This window comes from Microcoleus sp. FACHB-1515 (genome assembly GCF_014696105.1).
Taxonomy (GTDB): Bacteria; Cyanobacteriota; Cyanobacteriia; order Elainellales; family Elainellaceae; genus JAAUTJ01.
This window is the reverse complement of record NZ_JACJPO010000011.1, coordinates 101,817-119,429: the sequence shown is the minus strand read 5'-3', so window position 1 is coordinate 119,429 and position 17,613 is coordinate 101,817. Positions and strand designations below refer to the sequence as shown.

The 17,613-nt window shown below is 53.2% G+C and carries 15 protein-coding genes; 13 read left to right on the top strand and 2 right to left on the bottom strand.

All coding sequences use genetic code 11. From position 1 onward, the window contains the following. Nucleotides 1–141: 141 nt before the first annotated feature. The 5 genes from H6F67_RS02425 (at nucleotide 142) to H6F67_RS02405 (ending at nucleotide 11,089) form a co-directional block, all read left to right on the top strand. Complete coding sequence (locus H6F67_RS02425; RefSeq protein ID WP_190762965.1) at nucleotides 142–4,764, top strand: GAF domain-containing protein; 4,623 nt, start codon at nucleotides 142–144, stop codon at nucleotides 4,762–4,764. A 107-nt stretch (nucleotides 4,765–4,871) separates the two neighbouring features. Further along, a complete protein-coding gene (locus H6F67_RS02420; RefSeq protein ID WP_190762963.1) occupies nucleotides 4,872–6,170 on the top strand; it encodes an FAD-binding oxidoreductase in 1,299 nt (432 codons plus the stop codon). 34 nt (nucleotides 6,171–6,204) lie between these two features. Continuing rightward, nucleotides 6,205–7,560, top strand: a complete 1,356-nt coding sequence (locus H6F67_RS02415) for a (Fe-S)-binding protein (protein ID WP_190762961.1) — start codon at nucleotides 6,205–6,207, stop codon at nucleotides 7,558–7,560. A gap of 211 nt (nucleotides 7,561–7,771) precedes the next feature. Beyond that, nucleotides 7,772–10,102: a M10 family metallopeptidase gene (locus H6F67_RS02410; RefSeq protein WP_190762960.1), complete on the top strand. Its 2,331-nt coding sequence runs from the start codon at nucleotides 7,772–7,774 to the stop codon at nucleotides 10,100–10,102. 309 nt (nucleotides 10,103–10,411) lie between these two features. Further along, nucleotides 10,412–11,089, top strand: coding sequence for a hypothetical protein (locus tag H6F67_RS02405; RefSeq protein ID WP_190762958.1), 678 nt, complete (start codon nucleotides 10,412–10,414; stop codon nucleotides 11,087–11,089). A gap of 133 nt (nucleotides 11,090–11,222) precedes the next feature. Here H6F67_RS02405 and H6F67_RS02400 read toward each other — a convergent pair whose 3' ends face one another. Further along, the gene (locus H6F67_RS02400) at nucleotides 11,223–12,032 is read right to left on the bottom strand and encodes a glucose 1-dehydrogenase (protein WP_190762956.1); all 810 of its coding nucleotides are present in this window, start codon (nucleotides 12,030–12,032) and stop codon (nucleotides 11,223–11,225) included. Between the two features lie 214 nt (nucleotides 12,033–12,246). On the opposite strand from H6F67_RS02400, the gene H6F67_RS02395 reads away from it, so the two are divergent. From H6F67_RS02395 to H6F67_RS02365, 7 genes are all read left to right on the top strand, one after another. After that, nucleotides 12,247–12,666, top strand: a complete 420-nt coding sequence (locus H6F67_RS02395; RefSeq protein ID WP_190762954.1) for a peptidylprolyl isomerase — start codon at nucleotides 12,247–12,249, stop codon at nucleotides 12,664–12,666. 500 nt (nucleotides 12,667–13,166) lie between these two features. Continuing rightward, nucleotides 13,167–14,600, top strand: coding sequence for a form I ribulose bisphosphate carboxylase large subunit (locus tag H6F67_RS02390; RefSeq protein WP_190762952.1), 1,434 nt, complete (start codon nucleotides 13,167–13,169; stop codon nucleotides 14,598–14,600). A gap of 75 nt (nucleotides 14,601–14,675) precedes the next feature. Further along, on the top strand, nucleotides 14,676–15,059 hold the full coding sequence (gene rcbX, locus H6F67_RS02385; RefSeq protein ID WP_190763034.1) for a RuBisCO chaperone RbcX: 384 nt from the start codon (nucleotides 14,676–14,678) through the stop codon (nucleotides 15,057–15,059). 21 nt (nucleotides 15,060–15,080) lie between these two features. Continuing rightward, nucleotides 15,081–15,434 carry a ribulose bisphosphate carboxylase small subunit gene (locus tag H6F67_RS02380; RefSeq protein WP_190762950.1) on the top strand — a complete coding sequence of 118 codons (354 nt, stop codon included), beginning with the start codon at nucleotides 15,081–15,083 and terminating at the stop codon, nucleotides 15,432–15,434. 275 nt (nucleotides 15,435–15,709) lie between these two features. Beyond that, nucleotides 15,710–16,069 carry a hypothetical protein gene (locus tag H6F67_RS02375; RefSeq protein ID WP_190762949.1) on the top strand — a complete coding sequence of 120 codons (360 nt, stop codon included), beginning with the start codon at nucleotides 15,710–15,712 and terminating at the stop codon, nucleotides 16,067–16,069. Between the two features lie 19 nt (nucleotides 16,070–16,088). Next, entirely contained in the window at nucleotides 16,089–16,439 is a 351-nt protein-coding gene (locus tag H6F67_RS02370; protein WP_190762947.1) for a hypothetical protein, read from the top strand. Next, the gene (locus H6F67_RS02365; RefSeq protein WP_190762945.1) at nucleotides 16,436–16,879 is read left to right on the top strand and encodes a hypothetical protein; all 444 of its coding nucleotides are present in this window, start codon (nucleotides 16,436–16,438) and stop codon (nucleotides 16,877–16,879) included. The genes H6F67_RS02370 and H6F67_RS02365 overlap by 4 nt, the downstream gene beginning before the upstream one ends. Nucleotides 16,880–16,933: 54 nt before the next feature. Here the strand turns inward: H6F67_RS02365 and H6F67_RS02360 are convergent, their stop codons facing one another. Further along, the gene (locus H6F67_RS02360) at nucleotides 16,934–17,188 is read right to left on the bottom strand and encodes a helix-turn-helix transcriptional regulator (RefSeq protein ID WP_190762943.1); all 255 of its coding nucleotides are present in this window, start codon (nucleotides 17,186–17,188) and stop codon (nucleotides 16,934–16,936) included. A gap of 271 nt (nucleotides 17,189–17,459) precedes the next feature. Here H6F67_RS02360 and H6F67_RS02355 point away from each other — a divergent pair, with 271 nt between their 5' ends. Then, nucleotides 17,460–17,612: a hypothetical protein gene (locus H6F67_RS02355; protein WP_190762941.1), complete on the top strand. Its 153-nt coding sequence runs from the start codon at nucleotides 17,460–17,462 to the stop codon at nucleotides 17,610–17,612. Nucleotide 17,613: the final 1 nt, after the last annotated feature.

Here is a 17,613-nt window from a genome sequence, read left to right as displayed (position 1 = left end):
GAATTATTAGGCGATCGCTTCCTTAAATTTTTCTGCAAGCCTGGGTAAAACAAGGACAGAATAATTTTTGAAACTTTAGACTAGGCAATAGTGTGATGGAGCAAACAGCATTCGCGACGGACGCGATTTCGGGAGGAATTGATGCTCAAGCCGCCTCTACCTGCGAATGAAGCGCGAAGACTCGAAGTTCTCAACGAGTGCAAAATTCTCAACACTGCGCCAGAAAAGGCATTTGACGATATTGCTCGCTTGGCCGCCTATATTGCACAAACGCCGATCGCGCTGGTGAGCCTGATCGATGCCGAACGGCAGTGGTTCAAGGCAAAAGTGGGGCTTGCCACGCCAGAAACGCATCGCAATTTTGCCTTTTGCGCTCACACAATTTTGCAGACCGATATTTTGATTGTTCCCGATGCGTTTGCGGACGATCGCTTTGCCGATAATCCCTTGGTGCGCGGCGAACCGCATGTCCGCTTTTATGCAGGCGTGCCGCTGATCACATCTGAGGGAGCGGCATTAGGCAGCTTGTGCGTCATCGATCATGTGCCGCGCCAGCTTGATGCTGACCAGATCAGCGCGCTGAAAACGCTGGCCGATCAGGTGATTCGGCAGCTTGAACTGCGACGGAATCTGGCCGATCTAGAGCGCACTGTGGTCGAGCGCAAAATCAAACGGCGACGACACAGCGGCTTTTTGCTGAAGATGGCGGCTTGCTTTGGCTTGGCGGCGGCGAGTTTGGCAACGGTCGGCTGGCTGTCGCATCAAAGCGTTTCGCAGTTGTCGCGATCGACCAGTGCCGTGATTGAGCAGCAAGAAACGCTGGGACACCTCGGTCGAATTTTAAGCGAACTCGACGGCATTGAACTGAATCAGTATCGCTACGCTGTTTCCGGCCAAGCCGCCGACCTCGACAGGATCTACAGTCAGATTGATGCGCTGGGAGAAAACCTGAAGCAGCTCCAAAATCGCCGCAACGCTCGTCCGTATCTGCTCATCATCGAGCAGGCGATCGAAACGGAACTGACTCAAACGCAGCGCCTAGTGATTTTGCGGCAAACAAGTTCCACTGCGGCTCTCAATGCGATCGCCAGCGCAGAAACGATGCGCGACGATCGCGCGATTCGCACATCGATCGATCGAATTGAGAAGGAAGAAGCGCAGGTGTTGCGCCAGTGGGAACTGGATGTGCGCCGAGCGGCAGGGGTGGTTGCCCTAAAGCTGGGCGGCGGTCTGCTGCTGGATTTTGTGATTTTGCTGGCGGTGTTCTATATTGTGCGTGGCGAAATCACCAAGCGTCGCCGCAGCGAAATTGTGCTGGAGCAAGAGCGCGACTTTACCGCAGCAGTGCTCGACACGATCGCGGCTCTGGTGATTGTGCTCGACCCGCAGGGACGCATCGTCCGCTTTAACCGCGACTGCGAACAAACAACGGGCTACACGTTTGAGGAAGTTCGGAATAAGTACGTGTGGGAAGTCTTTGTTCCGCCCAGCGAGGTGGAAATGGCAAAGGCGGCGTTTGCAGATTTGCAAAGCGGCAATTTTCCCAGCACGCACGAAAATCGCTGGCGGACGCGATCGAACCAAACTCGCCTGATTGCCTGGGCCAGCACTGCCCTGGTGGATGCCGAGCGCAGCATCGAATACATCATCGGCACAGGCATTGACATCACCGAGCGCCGTCGCGTCGAACAGCGGTTGGCCGCGCAGTATGCGATCGCTCAGGTTCTTGCCGAAGCGGAAACGCTCGAAGCTGCCGCGCCGAGTTTGTTGCAGGCGTTGTGTGAAAGTCTGGACTGGGAAATTGGCGAACTTTGGCAGATCGAGCCGAAGCTGGGCAAGCTGCAAATGACAGAAATTTGGGCGTCTCCGGTTCTGGAGGCCGAAGAATTTGATCAGGTTTCTCGTCGGATTCGCGTTGCTCCGGGTCAGGGCATTGCTGGACAGGTGTGGCGCGAGCGCCATCCGCTGTGGCTGCGAAACGTGCTCGAACATGCGGACGATCGCCGTGCGGATGCTGCCGCCAAGCTGGATTTGCAAGAAGGCGTGGGCTTTCCAATTTTGGGCAGCAGCGAAACGCTCGGCGTGATTACATTTTTCAGTCGCACGCTGCGCCAGCCCGATCCGGATCTGCTGGAGATGATGACGGCGATCGGGCAGCAGATTGGTCAGTTCATCGAGCGCAAGCGGACGGAAGCCGAACTGCGCGGACAGCATGAGCGATCGGAACTGCTGGCGGCGATTACGCTGCGGATTCGTCAGTCGCTTGATCTTCAAGAAATTCTCAGCACGACCGTCACCGAAGTACGCAAGCTGCTTCAGGCCGATCGCGTCATCATCTACCGCTTCGATCCAACTTGGGGCGGAACGGTCGCCGTCGAGTCGGTAGACGCAGGCTGGACGCCTTCGCTGGGCGCAGACATCCACGACACCTGCTTTCAAGACGGTCGCTGGCAGCAGTACCAGCAGGGACGGACAAAAGCGATCGACAACGTTGCTCAGGCCAATTTGAGCGAGTGTCATCGTCAACTGCTAGAGCGCTTTGAAGTGCAGGCCGATCTGGTCGTGCCGATTCTCGAAAGCCAGCAGCTTTGGGGGTTGCTGGTCGCGCATCAGTGCAGTGCACCCCGCCACTGGCACCAGTTTGAAATTGACTTGCTCAGTCAGCTTGCGAACCAAGTTGGCATTGCCCTCGCTCAGGCGCGATTGCTGATGCAGGAAAAACAGCAGCGCCAGCAGCTCGTTTCTCAAAACCAAGCACTCGATCGCGCCCGTCAAGAAGCCGAACGCGCCACGCAAACCAAAAGCGCATTTTTGGCAACGATGAGCCACGAAATTCGCACGCCAATGAACGCCGTGCTGGGCATGACCGGATTGCTGCTCGATACGCATCTGGACGATCGCCAGCGCGATTTTGCTGAAACGATTCGCCTGAGCGGAGATGCTTTGCTGACGCTGATTAATGAAATTCTCGACTTTTCCAAGCTGGAAGCAGGCGAGATGGAACTGGAAATTCTCGATTTTGACATTGGCAACTGCGTTGAAGAAGTCGCAGAACTGCTGGCCGCGTCTGCCCACAGCAAAGGGCTGGAACTCGCAACGCTGATCGAACCGCACCTGCCGCGATCGCTGCGCGGCGACTTCAGCCGTCTGCGCCAAGTTCTCACCAATTTGGTCAGCAACGCAATTAAATTCACCTCAGAAGGTGAAGTCGTGATTCGCTTGGGCTTAGAGGCCGAAACTGCCACTCATGCTCAATTTCGCTGCACGGTTGCCGACACGGGAATTGGCATTTCGCCTGCTCAGCAGCAGCGCTTATTTCAGCCGTTCACGCAGGTAGACGCTTCCACCACGCGCGAATTTGGCGGTACGGGGTTGGGACTGGCAATTTGTCGGCAACTCGTGGAGCGCATGGGCGGAGCGATCGGAGTGGACAGCGCTGAAGGAAAAGGTGCGACCTTCTGGTTCACCGTCACGTTTGAGAAGCAGGCGCGACAGGCATCGACGGCGGCTGACCTCCAAGGCGTGCGGCTGCTTGTGGTGGACGACAGCGCCACCAATCGCAAAATTGTTTGCCATCAAGCGATCGCCTGGGGAATGCAGGTGGATGAAGCGACCAATGCTGCGATCGCGCTGGAGCGGCTACAGGCACAAGCCAGCCTCGGTCAGCCATATGACATCGCCATTCTCGATATGCAGATGCCCGACATCAATGGCGAAATGCTCGCCCAGCAGATTAAAGCCGATGCGCGTCTAAGCCATACTCGGCTGGTCATGCTCACTTCCACTTGTGCGCCTGGACTGCCGCAGCTTGATCCGCAGGGTTTTGCGGCCTATCTGGTCAAGCCTGTGCGCCAGTCACGCCTATTTGACTGTCTGCTCAGCGTCATGTATCCGCCGCAGTCTCATGAGTCAGCGCGATCGCCTCATTCTTCCATGCGCTCTGCCGCTGTGCCTGCTGAAGCAACCCGCCTCAAAATTCTGCTGGCAGAAGACAGCCAGATCAATCAGAAAGTCGCGCTCAATCAGCTTAAGCATCTGGGCTATGTGGCGGATGTGGCAGCTAATGGCGCGGAAGTCCTTGATTTGCTCAGCCAGATTCGCTATGACATCGTGCTGATGGACTGTCAGATGCCGATTTTGGACGGCTACAACACCACGCAGCAAATTCGCCTCCAGGCTTATCCGCAGCCGATCATCATCGCCATGACCGCCAACGCGCTAAAGGAAGACCGCGATCGCTGTTTGCAGGTGGGCATGGACGACTACATCAGCAAACCTGTTACGAAGGAAGACCTCGCCGCCAAGCTTGCCCACTGGAGCCAACATCTCCAGATTGAAGTGCCTCCTGTGGAAGTGCCAGTCAGCTTGCGCGACGCGGCGATCGAGCCAGAAACACCGCTGATTGACTGGAGCTATCTGCATCACGTTTCGTCGGACAACGAAGTCTTCGAGCAAGAATTGCTGCAAATGCTGCTGCGTACCTTGCCCCCGCGCATCGAACAGCTTCAAAGCTGCATTGCTGCCCAAGATTATTTAGGAGCAGCACAAGAAGCGCACTACATCAAAGGCTGTAGCGCCAGCGTCGGCGCTAAACAGCTAGAGCAGCAAGCCCTGGAGCTAGAGCAGCAAGCCCTGGAGCAGCAGCCTTGTGAAGCCTTGTTGCAGCGGTTAGCGCAAAGCTTCGATCGCATCCGCTGCTACATCGCCTCGTCCCATGATTCGGCAAAGGCAGAAAGCGCCGCACCCCGTTCTTCTGTTCGCTGATCTTGAAGGCTGAGGCAGGCGATCGCGATCGGTGGCAACAGCCTGAACGGTGCAGACGCAAAGATCGACTCCTGATAGATTGAGATCAGCCGAATTTCAGCAAGGTCATGAGCGGGATCGCGCAGCAGCTTGAGTCGATCGTTTCAGCGAGCAAAATTTCCGCTTGGGAATCGCTGTCTGCCCAATCCCAACAGCAGCTTCGCGCTGCCGTCACGCCGAATACGCAAGTGGAGTGCGTCGTTTACCCGGAAACAGTTGCAGCTTTGGCTGAGGTGGTTGCCTGGGCAGAACGCGATCGCGTTCCTTTTTTGCTGTGCGGCAGCTTGAGCAAACTGCACTGGGGCGGCTTGGCGCAGCAGGTGCGGTTCGCCATCAGCACCGCCCGCCTAAATCGCCTGATCGAACACGCGGTCGGCGATCTCACGGTCACGGCAGAGGCGGGAATGCGGCTGGCCGATCTGCAAGCAGTTTTGGCGCAGCAAGGGCAGTTTTTGCCGATCGATCCGGCCTTTCCCGACGCGGCCACGCTGGGCGGCATTGTGGCAACTGCCGATGCCGGATCGCTGCGGCAGCGCTATGGCGGTGTGCGCGATTTGCTGATTGGCGTGGATTTGGTGCGATCGGACGGGCAACTGGCAAAGGCGGGTGGGCGCGTCGTCAAGAACGTGGCAGGTTACGACTTGATGAAGCTGATGACCGGATCGTGGGGAACGCTGGCCGCGATCGCTCAGGTGACGTTGCGGATCTATCCGATCGCGGATGCGTTGCGTACCGTCGTTTTAACCGGAACCGCAGATGGCATCGCGCAAGCCACTCAAACCTTGATTCGCTCATCGCTAACGCCGATCGCTGCCGATCTACTGCCGCCTGCGACCGTTACCGCCTTGAATCTTGGTGAGGGCTTTGGGCTGCTGGCGCGATTTGGCAGCATCGAAATTAGCGTTCGCGAACAGGTGACCAGCTTGATGAAGGTCGGCGCGGCGATCGGTTTAGACGCACAGGCGATCGAAGCAGACGAAGCCGCTCTATGGCGAGCATTACGAGAACAAGTAACGGCTTTCGGTCAAGACAGCGCGATCGCTTGCAAAATAGGAGTATTACCCGCTGAAGCCGTTGCCCTGCTCGATAACCTTCGAGCGATCGCACCCTTGGGATTCATCCACGCCAGTAGCGGCCTGGGAATGCTGCGATTTGCCGACCTCTCTAGCGCTCAACTGGGCAAAGTGCGATCGCGCTGTGAAGCTAGCGGCGGATTTCTCACGGTTTTGAGCGGGTCGATCGCCCTCAAACAGCAGTTCGACCTGTGGGGCAATGTTGGCAACGCCCTCCCCATCATGCACAAGCTCAAACAGCAATTCGACCCGCACTCCCTCTTCAGCCCTGGCCGCTTCGTCGGCGGTATCTAACCCAATTTTGCCGATACCCGACACCCCATTCCCCATGACCGCCAACCTCACTCCCGATTCCATCCCTGCAACGCCCGAACTCTCCTTCACGCAAGGCTTTGACGCCGATCGCCCGCCTGACCCAAAGCTGATCGATAGCTGCGTCCACTGCGGATTTTGCCTTTCGACCTGTCCGAGCTATCGCGTCATCGGCAAGGAAACCGATTCGCCCAGAGGCCGGATTTACCTGATGGACGCGATCAACGAGCAGGAAGCACCGCTCATTCCCAGCACGTCACAGCATTTCGATTCCTGCTTGGGCTGTTTAGCCTGCGTCACCGCTTGTCCATCTGGTGTGCAGTACGACAAGCTCATCGCCGCGACTCGTCCGCAAGTCGAGCGCAACGTGCAGCGAAACCTGGGCGATCGACTGTTTCGCCAGCTCATTTTCTCGATGTTTCCCTATCCCGATCGCCTGCGGGCACTGCTGATTCCGCTGTGGCTCTATCAAAAATCTGGTTTGCAGGGTGTGGTGCGCTCTTTGCCAATGCTGCAAAAAATTTCGCCTCGGCTGGCGGCAATGGAATCGATTTTGCCGAACATTACGGCCAAGGCGTTTGCCGCTCCGCCCCCGACGATCGTTCCGGCTCAAGGCGAAAAGCGCTATCGGGTCGGCGTGATTTTGGGCTGCGTGCAGCGGCTCTTCTTCTCGGAAGTGAATGAAGCAACGGTGCGCGTGCTGACGGCGAACGGCTGTGAAGTTGTGATTCCATCCGAGCAAGGCTGCTGTTCGGCACTGCCGCAGCATCAGGGGCAAACCGCTCAGGCGCAAGCGCTCGCTCGTCAGATGATCGACAGCTTCGAGAAGACGGATGTGGACGCGATCATCATCAATGCGGCGGGCTGTGGGCACACGCTGAAAGAATATGACCACATGTTGCAGGATGACCCGCAATATCGCGATCGCGCCAAGGCGTTTGTTGCCAAGGTGAAGGACGTGCAGGAATTTCTGGCGGCGATCGAATTCACCGCGCCGCTGCATCCTTTGCAAGATGCGCCGCTGACGATCGTGTATCAAGATGCTTGCCATCTGCTGCACGGTCAAAAGATCAGCCTTCAGCCGCGCCAGTTGCTACGCAAAATTCCGGGTGTGAAGCTGAAAGAACCGATCGATGCCGCCTTGTGCTGTGGCAGTGCAGGAGTCTACAACATGCTTCAGCCCGATGTTGCCGAAGAACTCGGACGCCAGAAGATTCAAAATTTGCTGGCAACAGGCGCAACGCTAATTGCTTCATCAAATCCAGGCTGTTCACTGCAAATTCAAAAGCATCTGCGCGAGCAAAATCAAACGGTGCCAATTTTGCATCCAATGCGGTTGCTGGATTATTCGATTCGCAATGTCAAGCTGTAGGTACATATTCGGACGACAATGCAGATAACGAAGCAAATGTGAGTTTGCGCTTTCAGCCGGAACTTGAGTTCACGGCTTCTGCTACTGAACGAAAACCGTCGATTCTCGGCTTGCTTGTAAAGTTACGTTAACTGATGCATAACGCCTTACCCAACTCCTGACCGATTAGCAGAGACAAACTGCTCAAATCACTTCACCAGGAGCTTTCGCAATGGTCACGAACCCCAACTTATTTGGTGTACAGCCTCTTCAGATTTCTCGATCGCTGCCGCTCACACAGCCGCTTCCGGCCTTTGGTGGAACGACACCGACCGCAACCGTCGCCGCCACAGGCGATCGCAACATCGACGGTTTACTATCTGGCGCGAAGTGGAACACGAATTCAGTCACCTTTAGCTTCACAGACAGCATCAGTGACTATGAATCTGGCTATCCCGATCGCGCTGCTCATGCCACCAACTTTCAAACCCTCAACGCAACTCAGCGAGCCGTTGCCCGCGAATGGATCGGTACGGGCGGCGAGTACTACAACGTTTCTAATCTTGCTCCTGTTGAACTGACGGGCACAAGCGATCGCGATGCCACGATTCGCATGGCAATGTCAAGCGTACCGGGAACTGCCTTTGCTTATTACCCTGAAAACACGGTGCAAGGCGGTGATGTCTGGTTCAAGCGGGGAACAGCCACCGATCCGGCATACAACAATCCGCAAATCGGCAACTATGCCTATCACACGGTTGGACATGAACTCGGCCATGCCCTCGGCCTCAAACATGCTCACGAGACAGGCGGGCCAGGCAACATTGCCATGAGTGCCGATCGCGACTCAATGGAGTTTTCGATCATGAGCTACCGTTCCTATGTCGGTGCTAGCACATCGGGGGGCTACACCAATGAAGCCTGGGGATATGCCCAATCGCTGATGATGTATGACATCCGAGCAATTCAGGAGATGTATGGCGCTTGGTTTGGTGCCAACGCGGGCAACACAACCTACACCTTCTCGACAACGACCGGAGAAATGGCAATCAATGGAGTCGGGCAGGGCGCTCCAGGCGCTGGCGCTCCAGGTGCTAATCGCGTGTTCCGCACCATTTGGGACGGCAACGGAATTGATACTTATGACTTTTCAAACTACACCACCAATTTATCGGTTGATCTCAGTCCGGGTGGCTGGTCTGACCTGAATGTGGGCGGAAACTTCCAGCGGTCTTACTTGGGCGATGGTCGATATGCGCGAGGTCACGTGTTCAATGCCTTGCAGTACAAAGGAGATGCGCGATCGCTAATTGAAAACGCCAAAGGTGGTTCGGGCAACGATACGCTCAAGGGGAACGCTGCCAACAACGCGCTGTACGGCAATGCAGGAAACGACAACATCAGCGGCGGTAGCGGCGACGACTACATGGATGGCGGATCGGGCATCGACACGGTTGACTACACCTTCTGGAACGGCGGCGGCACATACAACCTAGCAACCGGACAAGCCGTATTTGCTGGCTTCTACACCGAAGACATCCTCAACTTTGAGAACATCTCGACTGGCAATGGCAACGACACGATCGTTGGCACAACGGCCAGCAACACCATCAGCAGCAGCGGCGGCAACGACTCCATCAACAGTGGCGATGGCAATGACACGATCTACGCAGGCGACGGCAACGATCGCGTGGATGGAGGCAACGGCAACGATGTAGTTTACTTGGGAAATGGCGACGACTACCTCAACATTACCTCTTCCGGAAATGACACCTTCTACGGTGGCGCAGGCAATGACTACATTTACGGCTATACGGGCGACGAAGTTTACTACGGCGATGATGGCAACGACAGTCTATTGGGATCAGGCGGAAACGACAGCATCAGCGGCGGTAGCGGTGACGACTACATGGATGGTGGATCGGGCGTTGACACGGTTAACTACACCTTCTGGAACGGCGGCGGCACATACAACCTGGCAACCGGACAGGCCGTATTTGCTGGCTTCTACACCGAAGACATCCTCAACTTTGAGAACATCTCGACTGGCAATGGCAATGACACGATCGTTGGCACAACGGCCAGCAACACCATCAGCAGCAGTGGCGGCAATGACTCCATCAACAGTGGCGATGGCAATGACACGATCTACGCAGGCGACGGTAACGACGACTTGATTGGCGGCGGCGGCAACGATTACCTAGTAGGCGGTGCAGGCGTCGATTACCTCAACGGTTACGGTACTGTAACCAACGACCTGTCGCAGTTTGACACGCTTGTGGGTGGCGCAGGAGGCGATCGGTTCATCTTGGGCGGCAGTTGGGGTGTTTCCTACGTCGAGTCAGGCGATGGCTACGCTGTCATTGAAGATTGGGATGCAAGCGCAGACTGGATTCAAGTCACAGGAAGCCTCAGCCAGTACAGCCTGGAGTTCAAAAATGTCATTGGCTCGGCAGCGCAAGACACCGAAATCTACTTCCACAGTGCCACTGGCAAAGACCGCATCGGAATCATCAAGGACAACACCAACGTCGTTATCTCTCGCGATTTCACCATTGCATAAGGTCAGCAATGCTCACAGCAAGTTGAGCTACTAGAGGAATGGGCTTAGGCAGATCTGCGTCAGGGCATGGCAACACCGTGCCCCCGCAGTCTACAGATCTGACTTGTGTTCTCATCCAATTGGTAGCCGTAGAGAATGAAAGTTAGTTCAAATAGCTTGGTCACAACGCACAAGGAGAGAAGTTGGATGAAGAGCAATCGCCTGAAAAAATCTTTGATAATTGGTTGCCTTGCAGCGCTTTCGATCGCCTTACTTGGTGTCCTCAAATCAGCAACGCAAGAAGTTTCTTCCCCACAAAACGAAAATGGAATGAATCCTCACGTTGAACCGCAAAACCACGAGCAGCCCTCATCACCTCCGTCAAATTATCAACGGCCAACCGTGCAATTTAAGGCAGAAGAATTCAATTTTCAATCTCAAATCAATTCACCTTCAAGCTCGATCGATCTAGAGCAATACACCGAATTGGTCACCTCCAGCAACGGCACACTTGACCTCACCTTGATCGATCAAGGTGATGCAGTGACCTATCTCTTTCAAATCTCCAGCATTTCCACTCCTTGTGCACCAGAAGACGCTAGAGCCTGTCAAGCTGCGCCTGCCAGAGGCAATGTGGCAGAAGTTCAGCTTACTCTGCCAAGCGGCAGGTTAAGGCCAGGAGTTTATTCGTTCAGCGAGGAGATATCAGCATCCGGCAATGAGGCGATCGTTTACTCGCGCCAGCTTTATTCAGACCCTGCTCATGGTCAGTTAGGCTGTCAGCAATGGGGTCGCGGAACGCTGGATGTTGCGAGCGTATCATATGACGCGAACGGCAACTTGGAATATTTAGATGCATCCGTAATGCGAGAGTGTCGGCAAACCACACCACTGCCGCCCGTCCTGCCGCAAGATGGAATACCGCAAACAGAAGTCGAAAGGATGACAAGCTACACTTATCGCGCTTCGTGGCGTGGCAGGTATGTTCCAGTTTTGGAACAGGATTGAGGCAAAAGCCGTGAAATCAATTTCTGGCTGAAAGCTCAAACCCATTCAAATAGGTTAGTTTGAAAGGTTTAGTTCGTTTTAGCTGCTAATGCGTTGGTAGGAACAACAAAAAACTCGAAGTCCAGTTTTGAATCTAGGCTGACCAGGCTTCACGAAAGTCGGCATACAGCGTTAAGCCACCATCAATGTACAGCGTTTGTCCGGTGATGTAGGCCGCTTCATCCGACGCTAAAAACGCAACCGCTGCCGCCATTTCTTCGGATGTTCCAGCGCGTCCCATTGGGATATGGCTCTCAACAATTGCTTGTTGTTTGGGGTCTTCTGTCCAACTCTCGTTGATCGGCGTTATCGTTGCGCCAGGGGCGATCGCATTGACGCGAATGCCGCGATTAGCGTATTCCAAAGCGAGCGTTTTCGTTAGATTTCCCATGCCGCCTTTACTGATGGAATAGCTGATATACATCGGACGTGGAATCACTTCATGCACGCTGGAGATGTTGATAATCACGCCCGATCGCTGCTGGGCTAGCAAGTGCTTGATAGTTTCTCTGGCACACAAATAAGCACCGCGCAGATTCACCGCAAGAATGCGATCGAATTCCTCGGTTGGAACTTCGTGTGAGGCGCTTTCGGTTTGAATTCCGGCATTGTTAATCAAAATGTCGAGGCTGCCAAACTTTTCGATCGTTTCGTTCACCATGCGAAGAATGTCTGCTTCTTTGGACACATCGCCTTGAATCAGCAGCGTTTTCACAGCGCAGTTTGCCGCTTGACCGCAGGCAGTTTGCAGCGCCATTGCTTCGGTATCCTCGGCCTCTTGTGCACTTTTGCGGTAGTTGATGGCAACGTTGCAGCCTTCTTGAGCGAGGCGAATGGCGATCGCCTGACCAATGCCGGAACTAGCTCCAGTAATCAGTGCTGTTTTGCCTTGCAGTCCTTTCACGATCGTCCTCTCGCTGACTTCAAGTGGTTTTTCTTTGATCTCAACTATAAATTGCGGTTGAAAAATCAGTGGCGGTTCGATCGAAAAGCAGCGTTTTCGATCGGCAATTCGCAGAAAATTCGGCAGGGCGAATCGACTTTAGGGTAAGGTGAATCGACGGGAGCGATTTGCTTCCCTTGTCCTTTAAGAAATGTCGATTTGCTGAGGTAGCTTCATGACTCGCGCCATTATGGAAACCGAGAAAGGCACAATTAATCTCGATTTGTTTGACGAAGACGCGCCTGCCACTGTGAAGAATTTTGTTGATTTGGCTGAAAAAGGCTTCTATGACGGCTTGGTTTTCCATCGCGTCATCCCCAACTTTATGATTCAGGGCGGCTGTCCGAAAGGCACGGGCACAGGTGGCCCCGGCTACACGATCAAGTGCGAAATCAACTCAAACAAGCACAAAGCCGGAACGCTGTCAATGGCACACGCTGGACGCGACACGGGCGGCAGTCAGTTTTTCATCTGCCATTCGCCCCAACCGCACCTCGACGGCGTTCACACCACGTTCGGACAGACGCAGGATATGAATGTGGTCAATGCGATTCGCAAAGGCGACAAAATTCTCTCGGTGAAGATTGAAAAGTAGCCGCCCGCTTGCCTCAAATAGCGCCAAAATCCCTCGAAACAGAGGGATTTTTTGTAGGCTACTTCTGGTTACATCGATCGCACACGCGACTTTACAAAGCTTTACAAATCTGAAATCAGATAATGCACATTTTAGTGTAGTAACGTAGCAATGCTTTAGGAACAAGCATAAAAAAGCAACAGTTCAACACAAGATTAAAAAATTGTAAGGAATATAAATGGTAGTTATAGAAGGACAAAGAACATTCAAAGTTCTGGCCGAATTTGACTGTTCGATTCCTGATACTATGACTGATGAACCCGTCGGAGAGGGCGATCTAATCGTTGCGTTTGCCGCGCCAGTCGCGAATTTCGCAAACCCTAAGTTTATAGCCGATCGATTTCGTTGTCGCAAGTAGTGTCTTGAGATGCAATGCTCACTTTGTCAGTTTTGGCAAGTGAGAAAGGGTTCGATTTGATCCGAAGGTTCGGATTTTCAGTGATTCACAGGAAGGGAAACCAATGTCTTATTCTCAAACACGAACTCAGTCCAAAGCTGGGTATCAGGCCGGGGTCAAAGACTATAAATTGACCTACTACACGCCGGACTACACGCCCAAAGATACCGATATTTTGGCTGCGTTTCGCGTCACGCCTCAGCCCGGAGTGCCCCCGGAAGAAGCCGGAGCCGCCGTTGCCGCTGAGTCTTCAACCGGAACCTGGACAACCGTTTGGACAGACTTGCTGACGGATCTCGATCGCTACAAAGGCCGCTGCTACGACATCGAACCTGTGCGCGGCGCGGATGACGGTCAGTTCATCGCCTACATCGCCTATCCTCTGGATCTGTTCGAGGAAGGCTCGGTGACGAACATGCTGACTTCGATCGTCGGAAACGTGTTCGGCTTCAAAGCCCTCCGCGCCCTGCGTCTGGAAGACCTCCGCATCCCCGTCGCCTACCTGAAGACGTTCCAAGGCCCCCCTCACGGCATTCAGGTGGAGCGCGACAAGATCAATAAATATGGTCGTCCCCTCCTGGGCTGCACGATCAAGCCGAAGCTCGGTTTGTCTGCGAAGAACTACGGTCGCGCCGTGTACGAATGTCTGCGCGGCGGTTTGGACTTCACCAAGGATGACGAAAACATCAACTCGCAGCCGTTCCAACGCTGGCGCGATCGCTTCCTCTTCGTGGCTGACGCCATCCACAAGGCACAAGCCGAAACCGGAGAAATCAAAGGCCACTACCTCAACGTCACCGCTGCTACCTGCGAAGATATGCTGGAGCGGGCACAGTTCGCCAAAGAACTGAATATGCCGATCATCATGCATGACTTCTTGACGGCAGGCTTCACGGCAAACACAACCCTGGCGAAATGGTGCCGCGCCAATGGCGTGCTGCTGCACATCCACCGTGCGATGCACGCGGTGATCGATCGCCAGAAGAATCACGGAATGCACTTCCGCGTCCTCGCCAAGTGTCTGCGGATGTCCGGCGGCGACCACATCCACACGGGAACGGTTGTGGGTAAGCTCGAAGGCGAACGCGGCATCACGATGGGCTTCGTGGATCTCCTGCGTGAAAACTACGTTGAAAAAGATCCAGCTCGCGGCATCTACTTCACCCAAGACTGGGCTTCGATGCCTGGAGTGATGGCCGTTGCATCCGGTGGTATTCACGTCTGGCACATGCCCGCCCTGGTGGAAATCTTCGGGGATGATTCCGTCCTGCAATTCGGCGGCGGAACGCTCGGCCACCCCTGGGGCAATGCTCCCGGTGCAACCGCAAACCGCGTCGCGCTGGAAGCCTGCATCCAAGCTCGTAACGAAGGCCGCAACCTGGCTCGCGAAGGCAACGACGTGATCCGCGAAGCCTGCAAGTGGTCGCCGGAACTGGCTGCTGCCTGTGAACTGTGGAAGGAAATCAAGTTCGAGTTTGAAGCAATGGATACCGTCTGATCCGAGTGAATTTGGCAAAAGGTGGAGGATAAACACGCTTCCACCTTTGACCCTTCATCTCATCGGACGCGATCGATGGATCTCAAGCAAATTGCGAAAGACTCAGCCAAAACGCTGATCAGCTACCTGACCTATCGAGCCGTCCGCGTGGTCGTGGCGCAACTGAGCGAAACGAATCCGCCGCTGGCAATTTGGCTCAATAGCTTCTCCAGCACTGGAAAAATTCAGGACGGAGAACTCTATCTTCAGGAACTCATGCAGGCTGAGCAAGGGTTGGCGCTGCGAGTGATGACGGTGCGGGCACATCTGGCGCAGGAAATTACCGAATTTCTGCCGGAAATGGTTCGCACGGGCATCGATCAGGCTAATGCCGATCATCGCCGCCAGTATCTCGAACGCATCACGCAAATGGGCGCGATCGAACCTTCCACCGATGCGATCGATCCGCCTTCCGAATAACCTTACTTTTCATCCAACACCATGCAAACTCTCCGTAAAGAGCGCCGCTACGAAACCCTGTCCTACCTGCCGCCTTTGAGCGATCAGCAGATCGCCAAGCAGGTGCAGTACATTCTCGATCAGGGCTACATTCCGGCTGTCGAGTTCAACGAAACCTCGGAACCGACCGTCTACTACTGGACGCTGTGGAAGCTGCCGCTGTTTAACGCAACGGGCGTTCAAGAAGTGCTGGGCGAAGTCAACGAGTGCCGCAACTCGTACCGCGATTGCTACATCCGCGTGGTCGGTTTTGACAATATCAAACAGTGCCAAGTGCTGAGCTTCATCGTCCACAAACCGGGAAGCGCCAACAACGGCAGCAGCTATCGGTATTAATTTGTAGGACGCGATCGAGCTTCGATCGATTTTTGAACGGGGTGGGTTTCGACTCACCCTGTTTTTTGATTGCAGTTTTCTAGCAGTATTATCACAGAAACAGATGTGTGAATTCTCACCCGCAAGTTTGTAAATTTACGGATAAGTCTCCGGTATTGAAATTTTACTTGTGTATCATTAGGTATGGCTTAGAGAGAATGTTACACCCAATCTTTTGCTGGGCACATTTAACTGTAAACATATTTGAATCCACCTTAGTTTGGAGGCTGATTTCAATGGAATGGCATCTTAATGATTCTATTCAAGCCGTGAAGAATGCCTTCTTGCGGGCACTACAATCAATTCCTGAATTTCTCGGCCTGCCTGCTACAGAGAAAGGAAAAGTAGTAGATGCAAACTTCAAATCTATGTTGGGAGATTTGATGGATCAAGCTGGCATGATTCCTGGTGAGGATTATGAAGATAATCTACGCTCCAATGAGCCAGGGTCAGATTTTGTTGTCTACAGCAAAGAAGCTAACGACCTGATTAAAGAGTTGCTGGCAGGAAATATAACTGTCGTTAGAGAGCATACAAGGGTACTCCAATCTGGAAAAACTATTACAGTGAAAGCTCACTTCAAAAAGATCCGTTAGTAATCTGAGACAGAGACACATGGAATCTAAAGTCTTTAAAGATGGATGCTATGTCTGGGAATGTAAGTCTAGCTACACTGATCCAGGTGGCGAAATCGATGTTGGGTATCTAAAAAGCGCAATTATGGGCGTTGAAGATAGATGGATGTTGGAGGGAAGACCAAGCGGCTACTACTATGTTTTTCCCGTGAATTTTATTAGCAATACCGGAAGACGAGAACTAGAAAGGTTTCGAGCTGCATATGCAGGAGAAGTAGATATTAATTTCTACGATCGTGTCGACATGCAAAGATTAATTCAAAATCTTGAGAAGCTGAGCAGCATGGAATCGCTCGTTAACTATATAAAACAAGTTTGGATGGAAGGATGACGCAGACAATCCAATTTCGGAAGCTGAATATGTTTTTGGAAGGAGTCACATCTGATTTTCCTTACGAGAGCATTTATGAATCGTTGAAGTTGTTACTTCGAGGTACTGAAAAGGATTCAGCAGAGTATGTAGAAAAGTACTTTGAATTTGTTAGAGTGCCTTATGTACAGATTAAGGTATCTCAAGTTGAGCAACTGATTCCCGACTTTTATAAAACGGTAGAATACCCTCTTTTCGACCCAAAGAAAACAACATTTTTTATGATGGATCACAAAATTTGGAATGGAGTACAGAGGATTACGGAAGGATTACTGAAAGATGCCATTTTGCAGGAAGAAAAGCTTGATAGCAAGCTGAAAAAAACTACTGGTATTGCTAAAGACTACGATCTTCTGCTAGAGCTTCATACGAAGAAGATACTATTTGTCAACATCTTTTAGCTAATGATCGAGGCCAATTCGCAGTTTGCTCTAAGCGATGAGAGCTAGCCTTGCTCAAATATTTGTTGGTCGCATATCGTCCGGCAATTCATCTAGGGTGACTCCTAGCGCTTTGCAGAGTGCTTTGACCTGTGGGATTGTCAGTTCTGGCTGATACTCACCTCTTTCCCATGCGCTGATCGCCCTTGCCGAAAGCGTTTTACTTCCAGCTTTATCAGGAATTCGCGCTGCTAAATCGGCCTGAGTCAAATTCGCTTTCAGGCGTAGGAGTTTTAGCGGCGATACAAGTTCTCCTGGTTCTTCAGACATGAAGCACACTGCTAGAAGTAGACCTCTTGACAAGCGAAATCACTAGAGGTACACTTCAAGTTAAAGAAGGATAAGACAGACGATTTCAACTGATTGCTTGTCGCTGATTGTCCTTACTTAGTTTCTCACCATTGCAGTCATTTTCACCTGTTTGATAACTGGTTGCTTTCGCTTTGTTGTAAGCGATCGCTGCTTTGCTGTTTGCGAATTGAGTGCGATCGCAACTCGATCGCCCCGCTTTGCCCTGTCATCTTACCGTTTTGTGAACCCTATGAAACCACCTGCCGTCATCCTCGATCTATCGCTCGTGTTTGAAACCGTGATCAAACTTGATGCGGCCAACCCTGAGCAACTTCAGGAAGATATTCGTCGCGTCAATGATCTGCTGCGCGACTTGGGCGAACTGCTGTCGCGCTATTCCTAAT

Excerpts from the sequence above, each read along its gene's own strand:
- H6F67_RS02425 (WP_190762965.1), top strand. The coding sequence starts at position 142 with ATGCTCAAGCCGCCTCTACCTGCGAATGAAGCGCGAAGACTCGAAGTT.
- H6F67_RS02420 (WP_190762963.1), top strand. The coding sequence starts at position 4,872 with ATGAGCGGGATCGCGCAGCAGCTTGAGTCGATCGTTTCAGCGAGCAAA.
- H6F67_RS02415 (WP_190762961.1), top strand. The coding sequence starts at position 6,205 with ATGACCGCCAACCTCACTCCCGATTCCATCCCTGCAACGCCCGAACTC.
- H6F67_RS02410 (WP_190762960.1), top strand. The coding sequence starts at position 7,772 with ATGGTCACGAACCCCAACTTATTTGGTGTACAGCCTCTTCAGATTTCT.
- H6F67_RS02405 (WP_190762958.1), top strand. The coding sequence starts at position 10,412 with ATGAATCCTCACGTTGAACCGCAAAACCACGAGCAGCCCTCATCACCT.
- H6F67_RS02395 (WP_190762954.1), top strand. The coding sequence starts at position 12,247 with ATGACTCGCGCCATTATGGAAACCGAGAAAGGCACAATTAATCTCGAT.
- H6F67_RS02390 (WP_190762952.1), top strand. The coding sequence starts at position 13,167 with ATGTCTTATTCTCAAACACGAACTCAGTCCAAAGCTGGGTATCAGGCC.
- rcbX (WP_190763034.1), top strand. The coding sequence starts at position 14,676 with ATGGATCTCAAGCAAATTGCGAAAGACTCAGCCAAAACGCTGATCAGC.
- H6F67_RS02380 (WP_190762950.1), top strand. The coding sequence starts at position 15,081 with ATGCAAACTCTCCGTAAAGAGCGCCGCTACGAAACCCTGTCCTACCTG.
- H6F67_RS02375 (WP_190762949.1), top strand. The coding sequence starts at position 15,710 with ATGGAATGGCATCTTAATGATTCTATTCAAGCCGTGAAGAATGCCTTC.
- H6F67_RS02370 (WP_190762947.1), top strand. The coding sequence starts at position 16,089 with ATGGAATCTAAAGTCTTTAAAGATGGATGCTATGTCTGGGAATGTAAG.
- H6F67_RS02365 (WP_190762945.1), top strand. The coding sequence starts at position 16,436 with ATGACGCAGACAATCCAATTTCGGAAGCTGAATATGTTTTTGGAAGGA.
- H6F67_RS02360 (WP_190762943.1), bottom strand. The coding sequence starts at position 17,188 with ATGTCTGAAGAACCAGGAGAACTTGTATCGCCGCTAAAACTCCTACGC.
- H6F67_RS02355 (WP_190762941.1), top strand. The coding sequence starts at position 17,460 with ATGAAACCACCTGCCGTCATCCTCGATCTATCGCTCGTGTTTGAAACC.